Here is a 19467-nt window from a genome sequence, read left to right on the forward strand (position 1 = left end):
ACCAGTTACCATTTGGTGACCTAGGAGCTCTATCATGGAAAGCCAGATCAAAGTTGATAATCGTGGCCGAAAGTCTGTTGAAAATGCCTGTTCAGAGCCCTGTGCAATAGAGAAAGGCATGCGCCTGATTGGTGGGAAGTGGAAAGGCTCGATTATTTATCATCTCAAAGATGGTCCGGTGCGCTTCAATGACCTAACGCGCCTTTTAGGTGGTGCCAGTAAGAAAATGGTCGACCAGAGACTGAAAGAGCTTGAACTCGAAGGCATGGTAGACCGTAAGGTCATCAGTGACAGGCCCATTGCCGTAAGCTACGAGCTGACTGAGTTTGGCCGCACTGCGCTGAAAATACTTGATGACCTACGAGTATGGTCTGAGACCTACGACATTCAAATCCGCTCGTAATACAAACACCTGAACCACAAAGGGGAGCATGATGCTCCCCTTTGTTTCATCTCTCGTACAGGGAAATTAGTAGTCTAGCGTTCCACGAATTGGATAGTGGTTATTCGGGTCTCGGATCCAAGCGAGGCCGCGAGATAACGCGCCTAATTCTGGCCTAACAAACGGGTTGTTTGAGATATCGACAACATGTAAGTTACCGTGTTCATTCACCACAAAAAGCCCAGGCTCTGCAAAATTGTGGTCAGTTTCCTGCTCTGAGCGAGGCAATGAAATATAGACGCCAAGCTGCTTCATTTGCTCTTCCGTCACACCATAAGCCAGTGGGAAGCTCACATCGAGCTTTTCTAAATGCTGTTCTAGCTGCGCTTTCGAATCTCCTGACACTGCCAGAATATCTACACCCGCATCTGCAAATGCCTGTTTGTAAGACTCCAGCTCATTGAGGTATTTCGTACACAAAGGGCAGTGTTTGCCGCGATAAACGAATACCGCTTGCCACGTTAAACCGCCTTGGGGCTCTCCAAGAGTTACCGATGTACCATCCAACAAGGTCGCTTGTAGTGATGGAAACGCATCGCCCGCTTTAAGTTTTACCGATGTAGACATACTCACTCCTTAGCACACATTGTCTGATCGCTTTAGATTGTGGGTCGAGTTCCCTATAACTTCAAGTAGTTAACTTTTAGTAACCTCACCTGAACCACCTTTGCAAAACTGGCAAAAATCATTTGTAACAACTGCTGTTTTTTACAATTCAACTTTCTTCAATAATGCGCTTAACAAAACGAAAGCAGTTCACGTCTTTAATCAGCAACTGCAAATTATTGGAGAAATACAATGCCTATTGCACTTTTTGCATTAACTCTCAGTGCCTTTGCCATCGGCACAACAGAGTTCGTTATTGTTGGGTTAATCCCAACTATGGCCGCTGATCTGGGTGTATCACTGCCTTCAGCAGGTTTATTAGTCAGCTTATACGCGCTTGGTGTTGCTGTTGGTGCACCCGTGCTCACTGCTTTAACCGGTAACTGGAAGCGTAAATATGTTTTGCTTGCTGTGATGAGTTTGTTTGTTGCGGGTAATCTCTTAGCTTGGCAAGCGCCTGGCTACAATACTCTTGTTCTAGCGCGCATACTGACAGGTCTTGCTCACGGCGTGTTCTTCTCGATTGGGTCGACCATTGCAACCGGACTAGTTTCGAAACAGAAAGCAGCCAGTGCGATTGCGATCATGTTTACCGGTCTCACCGTGGCACTTGTCACTGGCGTGCCTCTTGGTACCTACATTGGACAAATTTTTGGCTGGCAAACTACTTTCTTGGTGGTGGCTGTATTGGGTCTCATCGCGCTGATTGGCAGTGCATTCCTAATACCAAATAATCTTAAGCAACCACCGGCAGCAAAACTCTCTGCTCAGCTCAAGGTATTGGCGCAACCACGCTTGTTGCTTGTCTATGCGATCACCGCCCTCGGCTATGGCGGCACCTTCACCGCTTTCACTTATCTAGCCCCTATCTTGGAGCAGGTGTCAGGTTTTGAATCGAGTGCAGTGAGCCTAATCATGTTGGTGTACGGCGTGTCCGTTGCTGTGGGCAACATCTGGGGTGGCAAGATGGCGGACTCTATGGGGCCAATCAAGGCGCTGACCATTATCTTTGCCGGCTTGGCGGGCATTCTATTGGTATTTAACTTTGCCGCAGTAAACCCGATTGCCGCTGTTATCACTATTCTAGTTTGGGGTGCCTTTGCCTTCGGTAACGTGCCGGGCTTACAAGTTTACGTGGTAAAACTTGCCGAGAAATATGCACCTGATGGTATCGACGTCGCTTCAGGCCTAAATATCGCAGCCTTCAACGTTGGCATTGCCCTTGGCTCTTGGGGTGGTGGTCACATCGTCGCAAAAGCAGGACTCATGCATACCCCTTGGGTTGGCGCAGCGATTGTGATCCTAGCTTTGTTACTCACTCGATTAAGTGGCGCACTGGACAACAAGTCTATCGCGCACCTCAAAACAGCATAACGTTCAATCTAAATATACAGTTAGAAATCTCGAAAGCAGTCGCAAATCGACCATTCGACTTTTCTAACTGAATTTTCGAATGGAGTTCGGTAAAAAAGTAGGAAAACACCGAGAATACGGTCTAAGCTTCGACTTTTTATTTACTTTTTAATCAATACGCTGTTACTACATAAGTGGTATACAAAAATAATAACAAGGTTATACTATCGAAATTGAAAGAATACGAAAGAATATAAAGGAGTTGTGATGAATCAGCTAGAACGTAGAGAGACTATCCTTCAGTCATTGAACGAGCATGGTCAGGTGCTTGTCAAAGACATGGCCGTCACACTTAATACGTCTGAGGTTACCTTACGTGCTGATTTGAAAGCTCTGGAACAAGAAGGCAAACTTAAGCGTTTTTTTGGCGGAGCACAATCCATCAAACATCTGCCGTTATCGCAAATCGATAACGAAGTACAAATTGACCGTCGTTATGAAATCAATGGCGCGTCAAAACACAAAATCGCCGAAGCCGCAGCGGCAATGATTGCCCCATCAGACACCGTCATTCTCGATAGCGGCAGCACCACACACCTTGTGGCCGAGCAACTTGCCGTTCGCGGTGGCAACACCATCATTACCAATAACCTGGCGGCTTGCGTATCTCTTATGGATGCAGAAAATACCACTCTGGTTGTCATCGGCGGTACGTACCGCAACAAAACCAAATCTTTGCACGGCTTTCGTGCTGAACAATGCTTAGATGGTGTTCAGGCCGACATATTAGTCGTAGGGGCTGATGGTCTTGATCCTGAAAAAGGGATTACAACATTCAACGAGGGCTACGCAATTACTGATGTCATGGCAAAGTGCGTCAAGAAAGTAATTGCGGTTGTCGACTCAACAAAACTCGGTCGAATCGGGTTCAATCAGGTACTGGATATCGCACGTATTGATGTGCTTGTGATTGATGAAGGTATTAGCTCAGAAGATAAAACTCGATTTGAGCAGTGTGGTGTCCAAGTCGTTGTAGTATAAAGCTTACTATTGTTTTATTTAGGCAATGGCCCTATAGATTTGCTCCATAGGGCTTGCTATCTCATCGTCTAAAATAGCATGCACTAAACGGCAACAACGTGGATGCCTTGAGAACGGAATCGCGCCATATCCTCACTCGAAATGCCGCTATCGGTAATCAGCATGTCTATCTGCTCAGGCAACAGCACTTGATTAAAACCAGAGCGCGATAGTTTAGAAGAGTCCGCTAAAATCACCACCGTTTTAGCACACTTCGCCATCGTTTGTGTGACGTTATAGCCTTCATTGAACGTCGTCACTCCTTTCTTTGGGTCTAGGCCATCCGCGCCAATAAACGCGATATCCGCGTACACACCGTCAAAAAACTCTTCCGCTTTATGTCCATGGATCGACTGAGAGACATTACGATATACACCGCCACTAATCGCGAGCGTAATAGAGCCAATCCCGGCCAATGTGGAAGCAGCGGCTAGATTGTTGGTGATCACCGTGACATTGCCAGTATCTGCCAGTGCCTGAGCAAGCAGGTGGGTAGTACTGCCACTATCGATAATGATGGTCGAGTTGGACACGACTAACTCAGCCGCTTTTGCAGCAATTTTTCGCTTGGCTTCATCATTAATCTGGTAACGCTGATTAACGGCAAGCTCGCGGTCTATACCATTTTGAGAGGCGACAGGCATTCTCATCAAGGCCGGCAAAGCCGCTCCACCAAAAAAACGCTCGAGTTTTCCTTCTTTTTCGAGACTAGTGAGGTCATTTCTTACCGTGACATGAGACGTATTCAACTCTTCTGCGAGGGCTTTCACCTCAACCGTCCCTTGTGCACAGAGTAAATCCAGTATCTTCTTTCTTCTTAAAGTGACATTCATAGGACCCATCCTTAACACTCAACAACAAACGAAGCGCCTAAGCGCTTCGTCCCTCGATATCAGATTATTGACAAGCCGATGAATACTGGCCGATGACCTCTTGGATCTTGTCGATTATCAGCGCAGGAGCCTTTGCTTCAATCTCTCCGGAGCTTACTTTAAGATATTGATTTGGCATGTATTGGCTGAGCATAGTCAGAGGAATCTCAACCTTATTCAGGTTCTCTATCAAACGGCTCTGAGCCGCTTGAATACGTTCATCCGTCCAGTAATAGCGAATGCGATCTGAAAAGCTAAAATGCAGATTATTGATGATATCGGAATGCTTCTCGCCGTAGTAAGACTTCCAGTACTTTGGTGTATCTAGTAGTACATCATCGACCACTTTCTTAAACTGACTGTTGTGCTCAGATTTCACCAAACAGGTTTCAATTTCAGCAAGAGCAAACAAAGCTTCACGCAGGGCAAACGTCAGAGCAGGTCCTACTTTCAAAATCGAAAAGTGAGTCTGAACGAGATCTTTTAGATGCTTGGCTGTTTGGTAATCCGTAGAGTGCGCTTCGTAAATCCAAGGCGTGTCTTCGATATAGTGTGAAATCTCTGCTGCGGCCGATTTTTGATAGCGAATGACTTTACTATGGTCAAACTCTACGCCCGGTTGAACCACAACACCGACAACCTTATCGATCACATGGCCAATACCTAGCGCTTCAAAGGCCGTAACATGGGTATCTATGGTATGGCGTACATCGGCAAGTTCAGTGACATGAACCGTATCAATCTCGGAAGCTTCACCGCCAGGCACTGGTACTTCCGTGCCAATAATATAAGTGATCTTATCTCTGGTCTCTGCTGGTACAAATTCTTCTGCCACAGCACAAAGCTCAGCCGCTCGCTTCGCAACGACCGAAGGCTCTAAAGGTACGCTGTCATCGGAGCATGACATTGAGGCATCGAGGTGAATCTTAGTAAAGCCCGCCTCAACATACTGCTTGATTAATTCGCGTGATTTTTCCATCGCTTGAACAGAGGTTTCGTTTTGCCAGCAATTAGGGCCTAAATGATCACCGCCAAGGATGATTCTCTCTATCGGAAAGCCGACTTCATTTGCGATCTCGTAAACGTAACTTACGAAATCCTTTGGCTTCATCCCTGTGTAACCGCCAAATTGGTTCACTTGATTCGATGTTGCCTCAATTACTACGGGCAACGAATTATCAAGTTCGTAACGAAATGTCGCCTCAATCACCAAAGGGTGAGCGGAACATACTGAATATACGCCTATATTATTGTTTGTTTTATGTAAACCAACGATCTGTTTCATAACTTACCTCATCGAAAACGAAAGCCATTCACACTTTCGAGTTTGCAACTTAATTAAACGAATACCCCGAAACATACCAACAAAACTTACGAATGTCTTCGTTAATTTTTGTTTATTTTCGTAAGTTAACGAAGTGTGCGGCAGATCGCTTTTTTATTCGAAGGTTTTGATTATGATTACTCCGAAGCAAAACGAAAGGTTAAGAAAATGATAGAAACTCAACTTTTGGTAAACACCGATGTTGACCTAAAGACAAACAAAGAAGTACTCGACCACCTAAGTGACTTCTTAACAGGCGAAGGATTTGTAAAGGAGAGCTATCACGCTGCGATTCACGAGCGTGAATCGATTTTCCCAACAGGCATTGATCTAGGGTTTGGTGCAGTGGCAATTCCCCACTGCGACGCATCACATGCGAACAAACCTTGCGTCTATTTAATTAAACCATCTCAGGGGATCCCTTTCGAAAGAGCCGATGATGATGGTGAGCTGATCGCAGAGCTAATTATCGCCCTTGTGGTTACAGACCCTGCGGAACAAATGCAGCTATTACGTGCCTTGTTCACATCATTGCAGGACGAAGCATTTTTTAACGAACTCAAAAACGCGCCATCGATTGAAGCAATCACGGCCACATTCAGTTCGAAAATATTAAACAAAGATAAGGAAGTAGCATGAAAAAAGTGATTGTAGCGTGTGGCGGTGCAGTAGCAACCTCAACCATGGCAGCAGAAGAGATCAAAGATCTGTGTGAAGAACACAACGTGGATATCGAAATTGTTCAATGCCGCGTTAACGAGATCGATACCTACATCTGCGATGAGGTCTCCTTTATCTGTACCACTGCAAAAGTGGATCGCACGTTTGGCGACATTCCTCTGTTCCACGGCATGCCATTTATCTCAGGTGTGGGCGCAGACGAACTAAAAGAAAAAATGCTGGCTGTTGTTCTTTAATTATCCCTGTTCAATGGCACCGTTCTCAAACAGCGTGCCATCGAGAGACTAAAGGAATACCCTACTATGTTAAACGAAATTATCAGATATGTGCTCGATCTCGGGCCAACAGTAATGCTGCCGATTGTGATCATGATTTTCTCAATGGCATTCGGAATGAAGCTCGGCGATGCGTTTAAGTCAGGCCTTCATATTGGTATTGGTTTCGTCGGTATTGGTCTCGTCATCGGCTTGATGTTGGAGTCAATTGGTCCTGCAGCACAAGAGATGACAGCTAACTTCGGTATTGAACTAAGCGTTGTCGACCTTGGCTGGCCAGGCACCGCTCCGATTACCTGGGCAAGTGAGATGGCGCTAATTGCCATTCCAATTGCTATAGCAGTCAACATTCTCATGCTGGTATCTAAGATGACTCGCGTAGTAAACGTGGATATCTGGAACATCTGGCACATGACTTTTACTGGTGCGATGGTTCACATGGCAACCGACAGCTATATGCTAGGTATTGTTGGCGTTATCGTCCACGCTGCATTCGCTTACAAACTCGGTGATTGGTTCGCAAGAGATACTAAAAACTACTTTGGCCTAGACGGCATTGCGGTTCCACATGGCACATCAGCTTACTGTGGCCCTATTGCGGTAATGGTTGATGCTATCATTGAAAAGATTCCAGGCCTTCGTAATATTCACTTCTCTACCGACGGCATTCAGAAGAAATTCGGCGCATTCGGTGAGCCAGTAGTGGTTGGCTTCATCATGGGTCTAGCGATTGGTTTGCTTGCAGGTTATGACCTACAGAACGTACTGCAATTAGCAGTGAAAACCGCCGCGGTTATGCTACTGATGCCTCGTGTTATTAAGCCAATCATGGATGGTCTGAATCCAATTGCTAAACAAGCTCGTGCTCGTCTACAAAGTAAGTTTGGTGGTGATGACTACTTGATCGGTCTAGACCCTGCACTATTGCTTGGCCAAACCAACGTGGTATCTGCAAGTCTAATGTTTATCCCACTGACGATTTTCATTGCTGTACTACTGCCAGGTAATGCGATTCTGCCATTCGGCGACCTAGCAACAATCGGCTTCTTTGTAGCAATGGGTGTAGCGATTCACAGTGGTAACCTATTTAGAACCATCATTTCTGGCTCTATCATCATGGCAGGAACGCTATGGATTGCGACGCAAACCATCCCATTCCTAACCAAACTAGGTCAGACAACGGGTCACGTAACAGGCAGCAACCTAATCGGTTCTATGGACCAAGGCGGCGCACCAATCACATATATCCTGATTGAACTGTTCCGACTTGAAAACTTAGGTGGCCTCGTCATTATCGGTGGTGTCTACGCCGTCGCTGTTGCCATGACATGGTCTCGTGCTAAACAATACGAAAAGCAAGTCCAACAAGAAAAAGAAGCGCTAACAGAAGCTAACGCTTAATCCAATTCGCTGGCAGGGCAACCTGCCAGCCCTTCACTCTTTCACATTTAAGACGTTAAGTAAGACCTACACACTTTTTGATGTGGGTGTCGTTGCGAGTAAAAACTATGAATATGAATCATCATGTCGAAGTCGTGGAGAACCAAGTACTCCAACTGACAGCCTACGACATGCCAGAAATAGGCGCAGACGAAGTGTTGGTCGAGGTGTACTACTCCGGCCTTTGTGGCTCAGATGTCCCTCGAGTGTTCGACAAAGGCGCACACTTCTACCCCATTACGCTCGGCCATGAGTTCTCAGGCAAAGTCGTTGCTGTTGGCCAAGATGTTGAAAAATACACAAAAGGGGACAGTGTTTGCTGTGCGCCACTTGTTCCTTGCCAAGAGTGTGATGTCTGTGAGAAAGGGTTGTACTCCCTTTGCAAACACTACTCTTTCGTGGGCTCTCGCCGTCAAGGCGGTAACGCACATTACGTTGCTATCCCACAAAAGTGCTGTTTCAAACTTCCAAACACAGTTTCCTTAGTTGAAGGCGCATTTTTTGAGCCCATCACCGTCGGCCTTCATCCCATCGTCATGGCAGGCGGCTGTAAAGATAAGCATGTTGTCATTGTTGGTGCGGGCACAATTGGCCTACTCACACTGCAAGTCGCAAAAGCGTTAGGCGCAGCATCAGTGACCACCATTGATATTTGTGATGACAAGCTCGAAACAGCACGTCGATTAGGGTCTGACCGTACCGTTAACTCTCTCAATAGCGAACAAATGGCTGAGTTTACTGAGCTCTCTTCATCAACTCAGAATCAGATGATCATTGAGCTCGCGGGTGTACCTGAAACCTTTATGCTCAGCCTAAATATCGCTGGCCCTCGAGCTTGCATCTATCTGGTTGGCACCATCCATAAAGATTTCAATATTGCTTACAAAGACTACGAAACAGTGCTTCGCAAGGAGCTATCGATTGTCGGTAGCTGGATGAACTACTCCTACCCATACCCGGGAGAAGAGTGGGATATCGCTTGCCAACTGTTCTCTGAGGGTAAGGTTAACACCAACGTATTGCTCGATGGTATCTACGAGCCAGATATGTACATCACTCGCGTTTCACAACTACCAACACAACCAATGTCAGGCAAAATTTTACTTAGCTGGGGTCAAGAAGATGAATAATATTATCAATAGCAATTACTGGTTACGACAAGCACGACGCGATGGCTATGCAATCCCAGCGTTCAACTTCCACAACCTAGAAACCGTGCAGGTTATTTTAGATACCGCGAAGTCGTTGGAATCTCCGGTCATTCTTGCGGGTACACCTGGCACCTACGGCTACGGCGGCTCTCGCGAACTTCTTCACATGGTGAATGCCGCAGCAAAAGAGCGTAACATGCAAGTCGTGGTGCACCTTGACCACCACCATGATCTTAACGACATTCGTGAAAAGGTAAGACTCGGTATTCGCTCTGCCATGATTGATGGAAGTGCACTGCCACTGCAAGAAAACATCGCACTAACCCGTGAAGCGGTGCAAATTTGTCACGCTTATGGCTGTTCTGTTGAGGCGGAAATTGGTCAGCTTGTTGGTCAAGAAGACGATCTTATCGTTGAGTCGGTCAATGACCCATATACACACCCTGAAGATGCCAAACTGCTTGTAGAGCAAACCGATGTCGACTCGCTTGCCATTGCCATCGGTACCGCCCACGGTATGTACAAAGAAGAGCCAAAACTCGATTTTGAGCGCCTAGAGAAGATTGCTTCTCTGATTGATATCCCTCTCGTCCTTCATGGAGCGTCAGGTGTTGCTAGCCGTGATGTACAACGCTGCATCGACCTGGGCATTGCTAAAGTGAACGTGGCGACAGAGCTTAAAATTGCTTATTCAGATGCACTAAAAGTGGTGCTTAAAGAACAACCAGGCGTTAACGACCCTCGTGTTTATAACGAGCTACCAAAAGCTGCTATGGCGAAAGTGGTAGAAGACAAAATCATTATGTGCCGCAGCCAGGGTAGACTCTAGCTCGCACATTTTGAGTACAGCAGTCCCCCACTGCTACTCCTGATAATCAGAGGCCACTTAGTGGCCTTTTTTATCAGAGCTACAAAGAAGAACTGAATACAACCAACCTGCAATAAGCCCCCACAAGGTCGCATTAATACCCAAAATCGTCACGCCCGATAACGTGACCACCAGCACTAACAAAGCGGGCTCACGGTAGTCTGGCGAATCAAACGCACTTTGCAAACACATCATCAGGGTTCCGAGCAATGCAAAGCCGGCAAGCATATGGGTTATTTCCTTCGGGAACGCCAAAAATATCGACACAACACTCGATGCTAGTAGCCCAGCAACGAGATAAAACACACCCGCCCAAATCACTGCCCGGTATCGTTTGTTCTTATCACTATCGACATCGTCATTCATACAAATCGCAGCGGAAATAGCAGCGAGATTGACGCTAAACCCACCGAAAGGAGCGGATAGCACGTTGGCAATACCCGTCCCTATCAGTACCGATTTTACTGGCGTCTCATATTGGTAGCTTTTCATCATCGCCACGCCAGGCAGGTTTTGAGACAGCATGGTCACGATATAAAGCGGAATAGAAATATTTAGGATCGCTGACCAATCAAACGTAGGCGTCACCCAACTCGCTTGGGCAATGGCTAGCTCTGGGTTTGACATCGATCCACCATCAGCAGAAAACGCCAGAGCGCAACCGACGACAAGCAAAAGCAGCATAGTGTGCTTGGGCACAAAGCGCTTACTCACGATAAAAGTGAGAAACATCCATACAAAAACATAGGGTGTCGTCATTGCTGGCTCAAATGCGCGAACGCAGAATGGTAACAAAATTGCACCGAGCATAGCGGTAGCGAGAGGAGTTGGAATACGTTGCAGCGCTCGAGACAGGGGAGGTACGAGGCCAGTAATAACAATCATTAGACCAGAAACTACAAAGGCGCCTATCAAAGCAGGCATGTCATATTGCGTGGCTGAGCTTACCAATATCGCAGCACCCGGCGTCGACCACGCAGTTAAAATCGGTATTTTGTAAAACCATGAGAAACCTATCGACGTTATTCCCATCGTTACACCAAGTGCGAGCAACCAACTCTCTATTTGCTCGGGCGAAGCGCCTGCTGATGTTGCAGCTTGCAATATGATCACCACCGAACTGGTATAACCGACGAGCACCGCAGTAAAGCCCGCGGTTATGTGGTGCAACGTGGAAATATTTTGGCTCATTGTCATCCCTTTCTGTATAGTAACTCCATCTGTGCGTAATAACGCACAAAATAAAGATAGCACCGTGCGCTATAACGCACAACAGGACAAAGCCAAATGCAAGACTCCAAATTTAAGTCTGAGATCGCCCAGCATCTAAAATCAGAGCGAAAGAAGAAGAAATTGAGCCTAGATGCAACGTCCAAGCTCACAGGCGTATCCAAAGCCATGCTTGGACAAATAGAGCGAGAGGAATCGAGCCCGACGATCGCGACGTTGTGGAAGATCGCCAGCGGACTTGAGACCTCATTTTCGGCTTTTTTTGCCAATGAACCGAGCTTGCAGACTCCCGAACGGCTTTTTCCTGACGATTCCAGAATGAAGGTAAAGCCCCTGTTTCCTTTTCAGGAAGACACTGGCATTGAGGTCTTTGAGATCACTTTGTCCGGGCATCATCAACAAATGTCTAGCCCACACAGTGTGGGCGTTATTGAGCATGTGCATGTGATAAGTGGCCAAGTGCAGATATTCTTTGACCAAGAGTGGCACTTACTAAATGCCGGTGAAAGTTTGCGTTTTTACAGTGACCAACCGCATGGCTATGAAGCGGTATCAGAAGAGGCGATATTCCACAATATCGTGAGTTACCCTAGATAATAAAGGCAGTCATAGTGCTACCTACTCGTACTGAGCAATACTGTCATCAATGCTGCCTATAGCGTACAGCACAAGCTCCTCTGGATTTTCCCCTTCGCCTAACACCTGTACATCCTCACCGTCGGCAATGAGCTGTTTGATAATGGCCAACCCTCTCTCCTGCGGCACTTAAATAATGATGGGCATCTCAGATGCTGACACTCCATACTTGGTTGCTATAAGCAAATCTTTGACTTTTTGAACGTCATCGCTGTCCATATATTTCTCCTTCAAGCCAATGCTTTGAAAGTATAGGCGGACAACAGAAACCCTTTGGGAATTATTGCGGTTGAATCTCGTATATCCAATGTCGAAAAGGCAAAAATAGGACGCGGAGACGATCACTCAATAACAACGATTCAATACACTGATAAAAGTCAAATTTGAGATGAGAAACATGAGATTTCACAGAAACTTGGTGGAGTTGCATAAAATGATAATGCTATAGTCATCGAAAATTATAAATTGAGAGAACTATCATGCATTCAACCGACGCTATTGAACTCGTAAAACTTGGGGTAAACATCGAGATTTCAAAAGATTCATCACTACACCCTAATGACGCACTTGAAATCATCAAGATTGCGAGTGAAATCGGCACTCGAGTGACGGTGAAGAAAAAGTACCACACTGACGTTCTGATGGAGATGGCAAAAGTAGGTCGAGACCACATTACCATCGCAATCTAGCATCTAGTCCTTGCTGGTAGCGCAATGAATCTTTTCTTTTAGGTTAGGTTTCATTCCCGCAATACATGCAACTCATCTGGGGGGCTCAGAAGGTTGCCGATTAGGTGTCAAAACTGGAGCATCTTAGTTCTGACACCAACCGTTGTAATGGCTAAGCCCGAGTGACCTGACAAGCAATCCTCTAGCTTTATTCGTTAGTGCTCAAACAAAGGCATCATATCTGTCTGACGACACACTTCATTCAATTTACTCTGAGCTTTGAGAATGTTGTCTTTCCACTTCTCATCATGAGCCCACATTTCGATTACTAATGGCACTACGCATTCCGTTTGGTTCAGTGTTTTAAATATCGCATTAAAATCCACTTCGCCTTCGCCAATAACGAGATCTCGGAACTGTCCCTTATACTCCGGGGTGACTCGGTAAGTATCCTTTAAGTGAATCTGTGTGATTCTCGGTTTACTTAACTTAAGTTCAGTGACGATGTCATAGTTCCAACCCGAGATATTACCAACGTCAGGGTATGCGGTGAAGTAAGGCGAGTTAATCTCTCGACTTAATACTTCAAATTTACTCAACGAATTTAGGTAGTCCGTATCCATAATTTCAACGGCCAACATCACACCTGCTCGCTCCGCTAACTGAGCAGATAGCTTCATGCCTTCTATAAAACGCTGATGAGTCGCATTGTCCGCAGGCTCATAGTAAACGTCATAACCAGCCAGTTGAATGGTTCGAATTCCCAGCTTGTAAGCGAGTGCAATGGCTTTCTCCATATGCATCACCGCTTGTTCGCGTACTTGAGGATCCGCTGAGCCAAATGGAAACTTACGATGAGCGCTCAGGCACATCGACTGTAGAGGCACTTGATATGCTTCACATAGATGGCGAAGCCCATATATTTCCTCATCACTCCAATCCAGGCGGCTGCGTTTTTCGTCGGATTCATCAACCGATATTTCTAGAAAATCAAAGCCTAGCTCTTTGGTCGCTTTTAGCTTATCTTCCCAGCTAAGGTTATTGGGCAAGGCCTTCTCGTACAACCCAACACGATGACGCAATAAATTTTGGTACATACCTAGCTCCAATAACGATTAATTTGCGCTTTCAGTGCTTCAGCGGTTTCTTGTCCCTTCTCACCAGCTAGGGCGCGACCAGCAATGAACGTTTTTGCCTTGATGCCTTCGAACAAGTACAAATCTTCAGGAACAATACCCCCAGTGATTGAGAGCTCAATGCCAAGCTCAGACAGAGCACGCATCTTAACTAGGTCTTCTTCAGTCCAGCCGACACCTGCCAGTTCTGCATCTCGAGAGCGATGGTAGATAGCTTGCGTGATACCGAGATCGACCCATGCCTGCGCATCTTCCATAGTCCAGTTTCCATAGATCTCGATTTGAATTTCGCCGTTGAACTCGTCTGCAACTTTTTTACATGCATCAATAGTTGCGATATGTGCCGCTGCCGATACCGTGATCCAATCAGCGCCAGCCTCAAATGCCATACGAGCCAAGATTGCTCCGCCATCTGTGGTCTTCATGTCACACACTAGAATATGGTCTGGGTGGTTTTTGCGTAGCGTAGAAACTGCTTTCATCCCTTCAGCAAATGCTAGAATCGTTCCAACCTCAATGACATCAACATAGCTTTGAACGTTGTTAGCCACTTCGATTGCTGTTGTAAGGTCAGTTTGGTCTAGCGCAATCTGAATCATTGGTTTAGTCATGGTTTTATCCTTTAATTTGTTCACGTATTAGATGGGCAAGTCCATCTTGATTGTTATCTGTTTTACATATGGCTTGAGCATTCGACTTCACGATGTCATCTGCGTTTTTCATCGCAACACCCAACCCCGCATACTGGAGCATTGAAATATCATTGTGATTGTCTCCAATAGCGATAACTTGAGACGGGACAAACCCTAAGCTACTCACATACTCCGCCAACCGTCGCCCTTTGCTATTTCCCTTAGCAGCAAAATCGATCCGGTTTGACCAAGAGCGCTCACCGTTGAAGTACTCTGTCACCCATGGCGTTTGCATTAACCTATCGACTGCAGCTTGCTCACCCTCAACGACAAACTTCCACACATAGTCTGTCTGTCTCGCGGTATCGGTAAACGAATCCACTCGGTAAATATTAGGGCGATGGCGCTCAGGAGCTTGCTCTGCCCACTCTTCCAACACCAACATGTACTCAAATGGGTTATAGTTGGAGTACGTCATTGCATCGGTGATGTACATCACCATCTTGAGCTTGTGTTCATCAGCAAGCTCAATAAATTTGAGCGCATGTTGGTGCTCAATGGCATTGTGAGTCAGCACCGTTTCTGTTTTGTAGTCATAGACATAGGTCCCATTACAACAAATGATTGGCGTATCTAATCCAAGCTCGTAGTAGTAAGGCCTAGCGGCTGTATGGTGCCTACCAGTGACTATCATCACATGACAATGTTGTTTAGCCTCATGTATCGCTTGTTTCACTTCGGGATGGATAGTGTGATCATCCGTCAACACCGTCCCGTCTAGATCTAGCGCGAGTACTTGATACATATCCTCTCCTTAGCAAGCCAATTAATGCTGACCGTAGTAAGCATTTTCGCCGTGCTTACGAAGGTAATGTTTGTCAGATAACTCAGGCTGAATCTTAATGCCGCTATTGAGCGAACGTGTCGCAAGTGCCATAGCGGAAACTTCCTCTAGAACAACCGCATTGTGGACCGCATCATTCGCATCTTTACCCCAAGAAAAAGGAGCATGTCCTGCAACAATCACACTAGGTACTGCCATCGGTTCAATGCGGCGTTGAACAAACTCTTCGATGATTACGAGCCCAGTATTCTTCTCATACTCCTCTGAGATTTCACGGTTGGACAATTTGCGAGTACAAGGAATATCACCATAAAAATAGTCGGCATGAGTCGTTCCCAATGCTGGGATATCAATGCCAGCTTGCGCCCAGATCGTCGCACTACGCGAGTGCGTGTGGACAATGCCACCAATTTCTGGAAACGCTTTATACAGCTCAAGGTGTGTCGCAGTGTCGCTTGATGGATTGAGATTCCCTTCAACGACATTACCGTCTATGTCCACAACCACCATGTCTTCTGCCGTCATGTCGCTGTATTCAACGCCTGATGGCTTGATGGCTATCACACCATTTTCACGGTCAAACTCAGAAACATTACCCCATGTAAATGTCACTAAACCGTACTTCGGGAGCTGCAAGTTCGCTTCTAAAACACGCTGTTTCAACTGGCTATATATAGACATATCGACTCCTTAAGCCGCTTCTGCTTCGGAAAGCGCCATATCAATTAGGTTTGCAACATCTTCTGGTGTTTTACAGGCGCGCAGCTTGGAAAAATCTTCATCAAATTCAATGAGATTTGCGACCTGCATTGTGCCTTCAATGTGCTCTTCAGAGTCTTTGCCAGCCAAAGTAATAAGGACATCAACGGGTTCGTCAACACCATCAAAGACGATAGGTGTCTCAAGAACGGTCAACGCAAAGCCCGTTTTGATAACGCCATCTTCTGGACGACAATGTGGCAGTGCAAACGCGTCATGGATGCAGATGTAAGGACCCTCTGTCGAAATCGCCTCGATGATCGCATCGTAATAACGCTCTTCTGCAACACCAGCTTTAACTAAGGCGTCAGTACCGATTTTTATTGCTGACTGCCAGTCGGTCGCTTTCACATTGAGTTGGATTGAATTGTTGTTAATCAAAGACTCTTTTAAGTTCATATTTCTGCTCACTTATTTGTTTCGTTACTAGCGTTTTATTATTCGGCTCAGTAGCTAGGCTACTGAGCTCATTTTTATTTATGGAAGTGGTTTTCGATGATAGAAATCAGTTCGTCACCAAAGGTTTTCACCATGATCATATTTTTGACCGCCAACTGTTGCTTACCTTCCGGAAGGTTGCTGATTTTCTCTGCTAAAGCGACAGAAGTGACGACAATGTCAAACGACCCTAGATGTGATTTGTAGTCCGTGATCGCACTGTTGAATGTCGTGGCTGGCACCCCTTTCTTATCAAGGAATTCTTTAATCTTCTTTGAGCACATCATAGAAGAACCTTGACCAGAGCCGCAGCAAACTAGAACGCGTACCGGTTTGTGCTCACTTGCACTGCTCGCTTGAGGAGCTTCTGCCAACGCTGAAGATTTCGCAGGAACCTCTACCTCAACCTCAACTCCTTCAGGTGTCATAGCTGTCATAGTCTCAGCACGTAAGGCTTCGCCATCTTCTTCAGCTCGCAGAGCCTTTGATGCGAAGTACATATAGACACCCGCTAGTGCAACAACAACAAAGAAGAACATGCCAGACGTTGAGATACCTTGCATAATTGGAGGGAATACCAGCGCCCAGTCAGCCATGCCCATCCAGCCGTTAAACTCAGTGCCTGATTGAGCAAAGATATGAATTGCCCAGGCAGAGCCCACAACTTCGATAAGGCCCATGACGAAACAGATCTTCATCACCGCTTTCCAGCCACCAAAGTGGTTAGCGAATACACCAATCGTTGCGTTCGAGAAGAACATTGGGATGAAGCCAGGAATAATCATGATAGGTGCGTCGAATGCCAACATCGCGAGCACTGCCACGAATTGACCGACTGCGCCCCATAGGAAACCAAATACCATTGCGTTTGGTGAGTAAGCGTAGATAGCCGCACAATCAATAGCCAATACTGCATTTGGGATGAGGCGTTGAGATATGCCGTTGAATGCCTCTGACAGCTCTGCCACAAACATACGAACACCCGTTACGATAACTTGAATCGCAACCGCAAATTTCAGTCCAGTCTCAAAGATATAGATTAGCCAGTGAGTTTTACCTGCCATGTCTTGCAGATTATCGAGACCAAAAGAAAGTAGGATAATGCCGAAGAATGCCGTCATTACCAGGGTTGTCGCTGCGATACTGTCGTGGAAGATGTGAAGCCACTTCGGCAGATTAATGTGGTCTACGCTGTCGTTCTTATCACCTAACTTAGGTGCTACCTTTGTCGCGATCCAAGAAGCAAACTGCTGCTGGTGACCAATAGAGAAACCTGCGCCACCCGTCACTTCCTGCGTTGGCTTGAACATGATGTTTGAGGAAATACCCCAGTAAAGCGCCATTAATATCGCCGAGTAAATGATGGTTTCCCACATGCTCGCGCCAAGCACAAAATAGAATACAGCGATAAGGCCAGCTTGTTGGAACATGATATGTCCCGTAAGCATGATGGTACGTATGCCTGTGATTCGTCTAAAGGCTACCAATAGAATATTGATACCCAAGGCCATTAGTACGGCATACCCAACCCAGGAGTAATTGTCTCCCATGGTTTCCATGGTGGCCATCATAGAGGTATATGGGTCAATAACCGAACCAGTTAACCCATGAATTTCACTCATTTTTTCAATCACAGGCTTAAAGCCAGCAACCAGAGTGCCTGCGCCCACTTGAACAATCATAAAACCGACGATGGTTTTAATTGATCCAGCGATCACGGTTGTCGCGTCACGTTTGAGGAGGATGTAACCGAGGCAAGTCACGATACCAAGCAGCAGTGGTGCTTTGGTCATAACCTGACTGTAAAAAATATAGAAGATGTCGTATAGGAACTCCATATCTTTACCCTTAATGTAATTTGTAATTTTAGTGATTTGTAGGATTCAGTGATTTGTTATTTTGCTCACGGGACTAACTTTAACAATCAAAAGTAGTCATTCAATGCTCACTTGTGATTAGTTTGATTTATATCAATTATCCATCATTGTAATATGGGTAATTGTGTAATGGATCACACCAACAAACAAAAATAACATATAAATCAATTACTTAAAAAATAAGGTGATAGCTGTCATGTTTTTGATTTAAGACTATTTGACAATCACAGCCGTGATTATTAGACTCATAAGTAATCAAGAAGTTGTCACAGAAACTAATGAAGTGATAAGTATGAATGAAGTACAAAGACACAACGGTATCCTATCGTTACTCGAAGAAATGCAGACAATAAATGTCTCTCATATTATTGATAATTTTAGTGTTTCCCCGGCGACTGCTCGGCGGGACATCGCTAAATTAGACGAGCTTGGTAAGCTTAGAAAAGTACGAAACGGTGCAGAAAAAATTGAAAATCAGAAGAGAAAGTGGTCACCACTTAATATCAACAGTACTGATTTTTATGAAGAGAAAGCGCAAATAGCACACGCTGCAGCATCGCTTTGTAAAACAGGTGACACTGTGGTCATTAACTGTGGTTCTACCGCGTTTCTACTCGGACAACAGCTGTGTGGTGATGATGTTCAAATTGTCACCAACTACTTTCCACTAGCTAGCTATCTAATCAATGAAGACCATAACGATGTGATCATCATTGGTGGTCAATACAACAAAGCGCAAAACATCTTCCTTAATCCAACACCTAATTCACTGGGTGGCTATGCTGGAAACTGGATGTTTACCTCTGGCAAAGGGCTGACCGATGCGGGCTTATATAAAGCGGATATGTTGACCGCTGTTGCTGAGCAACAGATGTTGGAACAAATCGATAAGCTGGTTGTTGTTGTGGATAGCTCTAAAGTTGGCCAGCGTACAGGCATGCTATTTTGCAACACCAAACAAATCGACATCGTCATTACGGGCAAAGACGCCGACCCCGATGTCGTAAAACGAATTGAAGCTCAAGGGACACAAGTCATCTTGGTTTAATTCGAACGGGCTTTCTCGCCCTCGAACAATTATAAATTTCAGCTCAGTGCCTTAGTCAAAATTAAGGCGCTAGGCTCCCTACATCCAAAATTAATCAAATTTGTGAA

At 45.7% G+C, this 19467-nt stretch carries 22 protein-coding genes; 11 read left to right on the plus strand and 11 right to left on the minus strand.

The annotated features are described in order from the left end of the window. Nucleotides 1–34 precede the first annotated feature (34 nt). On the plus strand, nucleotides 35–403 hold the full coding sequence (locus ACVA6Q_RS00425; RefSeq protein WP_446646077.1) for a winged helix-turn-helix transcriptional regulator: 369 nt from the start codon (nucleotides 35–37) through the stop codon (nucleotides 401–403). Nucleotides 404–469: 66 nt separating this feature from the next. Here ACVA6Q_RS00425 and ACVA6Q_RS00430 read toward each other — a convergent pair whose 3' ends face one another. Continuing rightward, a complete protein-coding gene (locus ACVA6Q_RS00430) occupies nucleotides 470–1009 on the minus strand; it encodes a peroxiredoxin family protein (RefSeq protein WP_446646078.1) in 540 nt (179 codons plus the stop codon). 231 nt (nucleotides 1010–1240) lie between these two features. Between ACVA6Q_RS00430 and ACVA6Q_RS00435 the strand changes: the two genes are divergently transcribed. Together ACVA6Q_RS00435 and ACVA6Q_RS00440 are read left to right on the plus strand one after the other, a co-directional pair. Next, nucleotides 1241–2422: an MFS transporter gene (locus ACVA6Q_RS00435; protein WP_446646079.1), complete on the plus strand. Its 1182-nt coding sequence runs from the start codon at nucleotides 1241–1243 to the stop codon at nucleotides 2420–2422. A gap of 246 nt (nucleotides 2423–2668) precedes the next feature. Next, the gene (locus ACVA6Q_RS00440) at nucleotides 2669–3442 is read left to right on the plus strand and encodes a DeoR/GlpR family DNA-binding transcription regulator (protein ID WP_353500095.1); all 774 of its coding nucleotides are present in this window, start codon (nucleotides 2669–2671) and stop codon (nucleotides 3440–3442) included. Between the two features lie 83 nt (nucleotides 3443–3525). On the opposite strand, the gene ACVA6Q_RS00445 is transcribed toward ACVA6Q_RS00440, so the two are convergent. Together ACVA6Q_RS00445 and gatZ are read right to left on the minus strand one after the other, a co-directional pair. After that, complete coding sequence (locus tag ACVA6Q_RS00445) at nucleotides 3526–4314, minus strand: DeoR/GlpR family DNA-binding transcription regulator (RefSeq protein ID WP_446646080.1); 789 nt, start codon at nucleotides 4312–4314, stop codon at nucleotides 3526–3528. Nucleotides 4315–4378: 64 nt separating this feature from the next. Continuing rightward, nucleotides 4379–5638, minus strand: a complete 1260-nt coding sequence (gene gatZ, locus ACVA6Q_RS00450) for a tagatose-bisphosphate aldolase subunit GatZ (protein ID WP_446646081.1) — start codon at nucleotides 5636–5638, stop codon at nucleotides 4379–4381. Nucleotides 5639–5845: 207 nt separating this feature from the next. Here gatZ and gatA point away from each other — a divergent pair, with 207 nt between their 5' ends. From gatA to gatY, 5 genes are all read left to right on the plus strand, one after another. Continuing rightward, the gene (gatA, locus tag ACVA6Q_RS00455; RefSeq protein WP_112461833.1) at nucleotides 5846–6316 is read left to right on the plus strand and encodes a PTS galactitol transporter subunit IIA; all 471 of its coding nucleotides are present in this window, start codon (nucleotides 5846–5848) and stop codon (nucleotides 6314–6316) included. Next, complete coding sequence (gene gatB, locus ACVA6Q_RS00460) at nucleotides 6313–6594, plus strand: PTS galactitol transporter subunit IIB (RefSeq protein ID WP_042499917.1); 282 nt, start codon at nucleotides 6313–6315, stop codon at nucleotides 6592–6594. Before gatA ends, gatB begins: the two co-directional genes overlap by 4 nt. Before the next feature lie 66 nt (nucleotides 6595–6660). After that, nucleotides 6661–8034 carry a PTS galactitol transporter subunit IIC gene (locus tag ACVA6Q_RS00465; protein WP_429761720.1) on the plus strand — a complete coding sequence of 458 codons (1374 nt, stop codon included), beginning with the start codon at nucleotides 6661–6663 and terminating at the stop codon, nucleotides 8032–8034. Between the two features lie 107 nt (nucleotides 8035–8141). Next, the gene (locus ACVA6Q_RS00470; protein WP_446646082.1) at nucleotides 8142–9203 is read left to right on the plus strand and encodes an alcohol dehydrogenase catalytic domain-containing protein; all 1062 of its coding nucleotides are present in this window, start codon (nucleotides 8142–8144) and stop codon (nucleotides 9201–9203) included. Beyond that, nucleotides 9196–10053, plus strand: a complete 858-nt coding sequence (gene gatY, locus ACVA6Q_RS00475) for a tagatose-bisphosphate aldolase subunit GatY (protein ID WP_353500089.1) — start codon at nucleotides 9196–9198, stop codon at nucleotides 10051–10053. The genes ACVA6Q_RS00470 and gatY overlap by 8 nt, the downstream gene beginning before the upstream one ends. Nucleotides 10054–10110: 57 nt before the next feature. On the opposite strand, the gene ACVA6Q_RS00480 is transcribed toward gatY, so the two are convergent. After that, nucleotides 10111–11283, minus strand: coding sequence for a benzoate/H(+) symporter BenE family transporter (locus ACVA6Q_RS00480; RefSeq protein WP_446646083.1), 1173 nt, complete (start codon nucleotides 11281–11283; stop codon nucleotides 10111–10113). Between the two features lie 96 nt (nucleotides 11284–11379). On the opposite strand from ACVA6Q_RS00480, the gene ACVA6Q_RS00485 reads away from it, so the two are divergent. Then, entirely contained in the window at nucleotides 11380–11919 is a 540-nt protein-coding gene (locus tag ACVA6Q_RS00485; RefSeq protein WP_446646084.1) for a helix-turn-helix domain-containing protein, read from the plus strand. A gap of 21 nt (nucleotides 11920–11940) precedes the next feature. On the opposite strand, the gene ACVA6Q_RS00490 is transcribed toward ACVA6Q_RS00485, so the two are convergent. Next, nucleotides 11941–12069: a hypothetical protein gene (locus ACVA6Q_RS00490; protein ID WP_446646085.1), complete on the minus strand. Its 129-nt coding sequence runs from the start codon at nucleotides 12067–12069 to the stop codon at nucleotides 11941–11943. 368 nt (nucleotides 12070–12437) lie between these two features. On the opposite strand from ACVA6Q_RS00490, the gene ACVA6Q_RS00495 reads away from it, so the two are divergent. Beyond that, nucleotides 12438–12647, plus strand: coding sequence for a hypothetical protein (locus ACVA6Q_RS00495; protein WP_353500086.1), 210 nt, complete (start codon nucleotides 12438–12440; stop codon nucleotides 12645–12647). A 194-nt stretch (nucleotides 12648–12841) separates the two neighbouring features. Here ACVA6Q_RS00495 and ACVA6Q_RS00500 read toward each other — a convergent pair whose 3' ends face one another. The 6 genes from ACVA6Q_RS00500 to ACVA6Q_RS00525 all read right to left on the minus strand — a co-directional run bounded on the left by ACVA6Q_RS00500 (nucleotide 12842) and on the right by ACVA6Q_RS00525 (nucleotide 18273). After that, on the minus strand, nucleotides 12842–13723 hold the full coding sequence (locus tag ACVA6Q_RS00500) for an L-ribulose-5-phosphate 3-epimerase (protein WP_446646086.1): 882 nt from the start codon (nucleotides 13721–13723) through the stop codon (nucleotides 12842–12844). A 2-nt stretch (nucleotides 13724–13725) separates the two neighbouring features. Beyond that, nucleotides 13726–14373 carry a 3-keto-L-gulonate-6-phosphate decarboxylase UlaD gene (locus ACVA6Q_RS00505; RefSeq protein ID WP_353500084.1) on the minus strand — a complete coding sequence of 216 codons (648 nt, stop codon included), beginning with the start codon at nucleotides 14371–14373 and terminating at the stop codon, nucleotides 13726–13728. 4 nt (nucleotides 14374–14377) lie between these two features. Further along, nucleotides 14378–15199 (minus strand): pyridoxal phosphatase, encoded by an 822-nt coding sequence (locus tag ACVA6Q_RS00510; RefSeq protein WP_446646087.1) that lies wholly within the window; start codon nucleotides 15197–15199, stop codon nucleotides 14378–14380. 21 nt (nucleotides 15200–15220) lie between these two features. After that, nucleotides 15221–15913, minus strand: a complete 693-nt coding sequence (locus tag ACVA6Q_RS00515) for an L-ribulose-5-phosphate 4-epimerase (RefSeq protein WP_446647147.1) — start codon at nucleotides 15911–15913, stop codon at nucleotides 15221–15223. A 15-nt stretch (nucleotides 15914–15928) separates the two neighbouring features. Further along, entirely contained in the window at nucleotides 15929–16396 is a 468-nt protein-coding gene (locus ACVA6Q_RS00520; RefSeq protein WP_446646088.1) for a PTS sugar transporter subunit IIA, read from the minus strand. Nucleotides 16397–16470: 74 nt separating this feature from the next. Continuing rightward, nucleotides 16471–18273 (minus strand): PTS ascorbate-specific subunit IIBC, encoded by a 1803-nt coding sequence (locus ACVA6Q_RS00525; RefSeq protein WP_446646089.1) that lies wholly within the window; start codon nucleotides 18271–18273, stop codon nucleotides 16471–16473. A gap of 331 nt (nucleotides 18274–18604) precedes the next feature. Here ACVA6Q_RS00525 and ulaR point away from each other — a divergent pair, with 331 nt between their 5' ends. Further along, nucleotides 18605–19360, plus strand: a complete 756-nt coding sequence (gene ulaR, locus ACVA6Q_RS00530; protein ID WP_446646090.1) for an HTH-type transcriptional regulator UlaR — start codon at nucleotides 18605–18607, stop codon at nucleotides 19358–19360. Nucleotides 19361–19467: the final 107 nt, after the last annotated feature.

It is taken from the genome of Vibrio sp. DNB22_10_4, assembly GCF_052879755.1.

What these genes read in the sequence shown, in the direction of transcription:
- ulaR (WP_446646090.1), top strand. Translation starts at nt 18,605, where the DNA reads ATGAATGAAGTACAAAGACACAACGGTATCCTATCGTTACTCGAAGAA.
- ACVA6Q_RS00445 (WP_446646080.1), bottom strand. Translation starts at nt 4,314, where the DNA reads ATGAATGTCACTTTAAGAAGAAAGAAGATACTGGATTTACTCTGTGCA.
- ACVA6Q_RS00480 (WP_446646083.1), bottom strand. Translation starts at nt 11,283, where the DNA reads ATGAGCCAAAATATTTCCACGTTGCACCACATAACCGCGGGCTTTACT.
- ACVA6Q_RS00425 (WP_446646077.1), top strand. Translation starts at nt 35, where the DNA reads ATGGAAAGCCAGATCAAAGTTGATAATCGTGGCCGAAAGTCTGTTGAA.
- ACVA6Q_RS00485 (WP_446646084.1), top strand. Translation starts at nt 11,380, where the DNA reads ATGCAAGACTCCAAATTTAAGTCTGAGATCGCCCAGCATCTAAAATCA.
- ACVA6Q_RS00505 (WP_353500084.1), bottom strand. Translation starts at nt 14,373, where the DNA reads ATGACTAAACCAATGATTCAGATTGCGCTAGACCAAACTGACCTTACA.
- ACVA6Q_RS00520 (WP_446646088.1), bottom strand. Translation starts at nt 16,396, where the DNA reads ATGAACTTAAAAGAGTCTTTGATTAACAACAATTCAATCCAACTCAAT.
- ACVA6Q_RS00440 (WP_353500095.1), top strand. Translation starts at nt 2,669, where the DNA reads ATGAATCAGCTAGAACGTAGAGAGACTATCCTTCAGTCATTGAACGAG.
- ACVA6Q_RS00435 (WP_446646079.1), top strand. Translation starts at nt 1,241, where the DNA reads ATGCCTATTGCACTTTTTGCATTAACTCTCAGTGCCTTTGCCATCGGC.
- ACVA6Q_RS00525 (WP_446646089.1), bottom strand. Translation starts at nt 18,273, where the DNA reads ATGGAGTTCCTATACGACATCTTCTATATTTTTTACAGTCAGGTTATG.
- ACVA6Q_RS00495 (WP_353500086.1), top strand. Translation starts at nt 12,438, where the DNA reads ATGCATTCAACCGACGCTATTGAACTCGTAAAACTTGGGGTAAACATC.
- ACVA6Q_RS00430 (WP_446646078.1), bottom strand. Translation starts at nt 1,009, where the DNA reads ATGTCTACATCGGTAAAACTTAAAGCGGGCGATGCGTTTCCATCACTA.
- ACVA6Q_RS00465 (WP_429761720.1), top strand. Translation starts at nt 6,661, where the DNA reads ATGTTAAACGAAATTATCAGATATGTGCTCGATCTCGGGCCAACAGTA.
- gatZ (WP_446646081.1), bottom strand. Translation starts at nt 5,638, where the DNA reads ATGAAACAGATCGTTGGTTTACATAAAACAAACAATAATATAGGCGTA.
- ACVA6Q_RS00510 (WP_446646087.1), bottom strand. Translation starts at nt 15,199, where the DNA reads ATGTATCAAGTACTCGCGCTAGATCTAGACGGGACGGTGTTGACGGAT.
- ACVA6Q_RS00470 (WP_446646082.1), top strand. Translation starts at nt 8,142, where the DNA reads ATGAATATGAATCATCATGTCGAAGTCGTGGAGAACCAAGTACTCCAA.
- gatA (WP_112461833.1), top strand. Translation starts at nt 5,846, where the DNA reads ATGATAGAAACTCAACTTTTGGTAAACACCGATGTTGACCTAAAGACA.
- gatB (WP_042499917.1), top strand. Translation starts at nt 6,313, where the DNA reads ATGAAAAAAGTGATTGTAGCGTGTGGCGGTGCAGTAGCAACCTCAACC.
- ACVA6Q_RS00500 (WP_446646086.1), bottom strand. Translation starts at nt 13,723, where the DNA reads ATGTACCAAAATTTATTGCGTCATCGTGTTGGGTTGTACGAGAAGGCC.
- gatY (WP_353500089.1), top strand. Translation starts at nt 9,196, where the DNA reads ATGAATAATATTATCAATAGCAATTACTGGTTACGACAAGCACGACGC.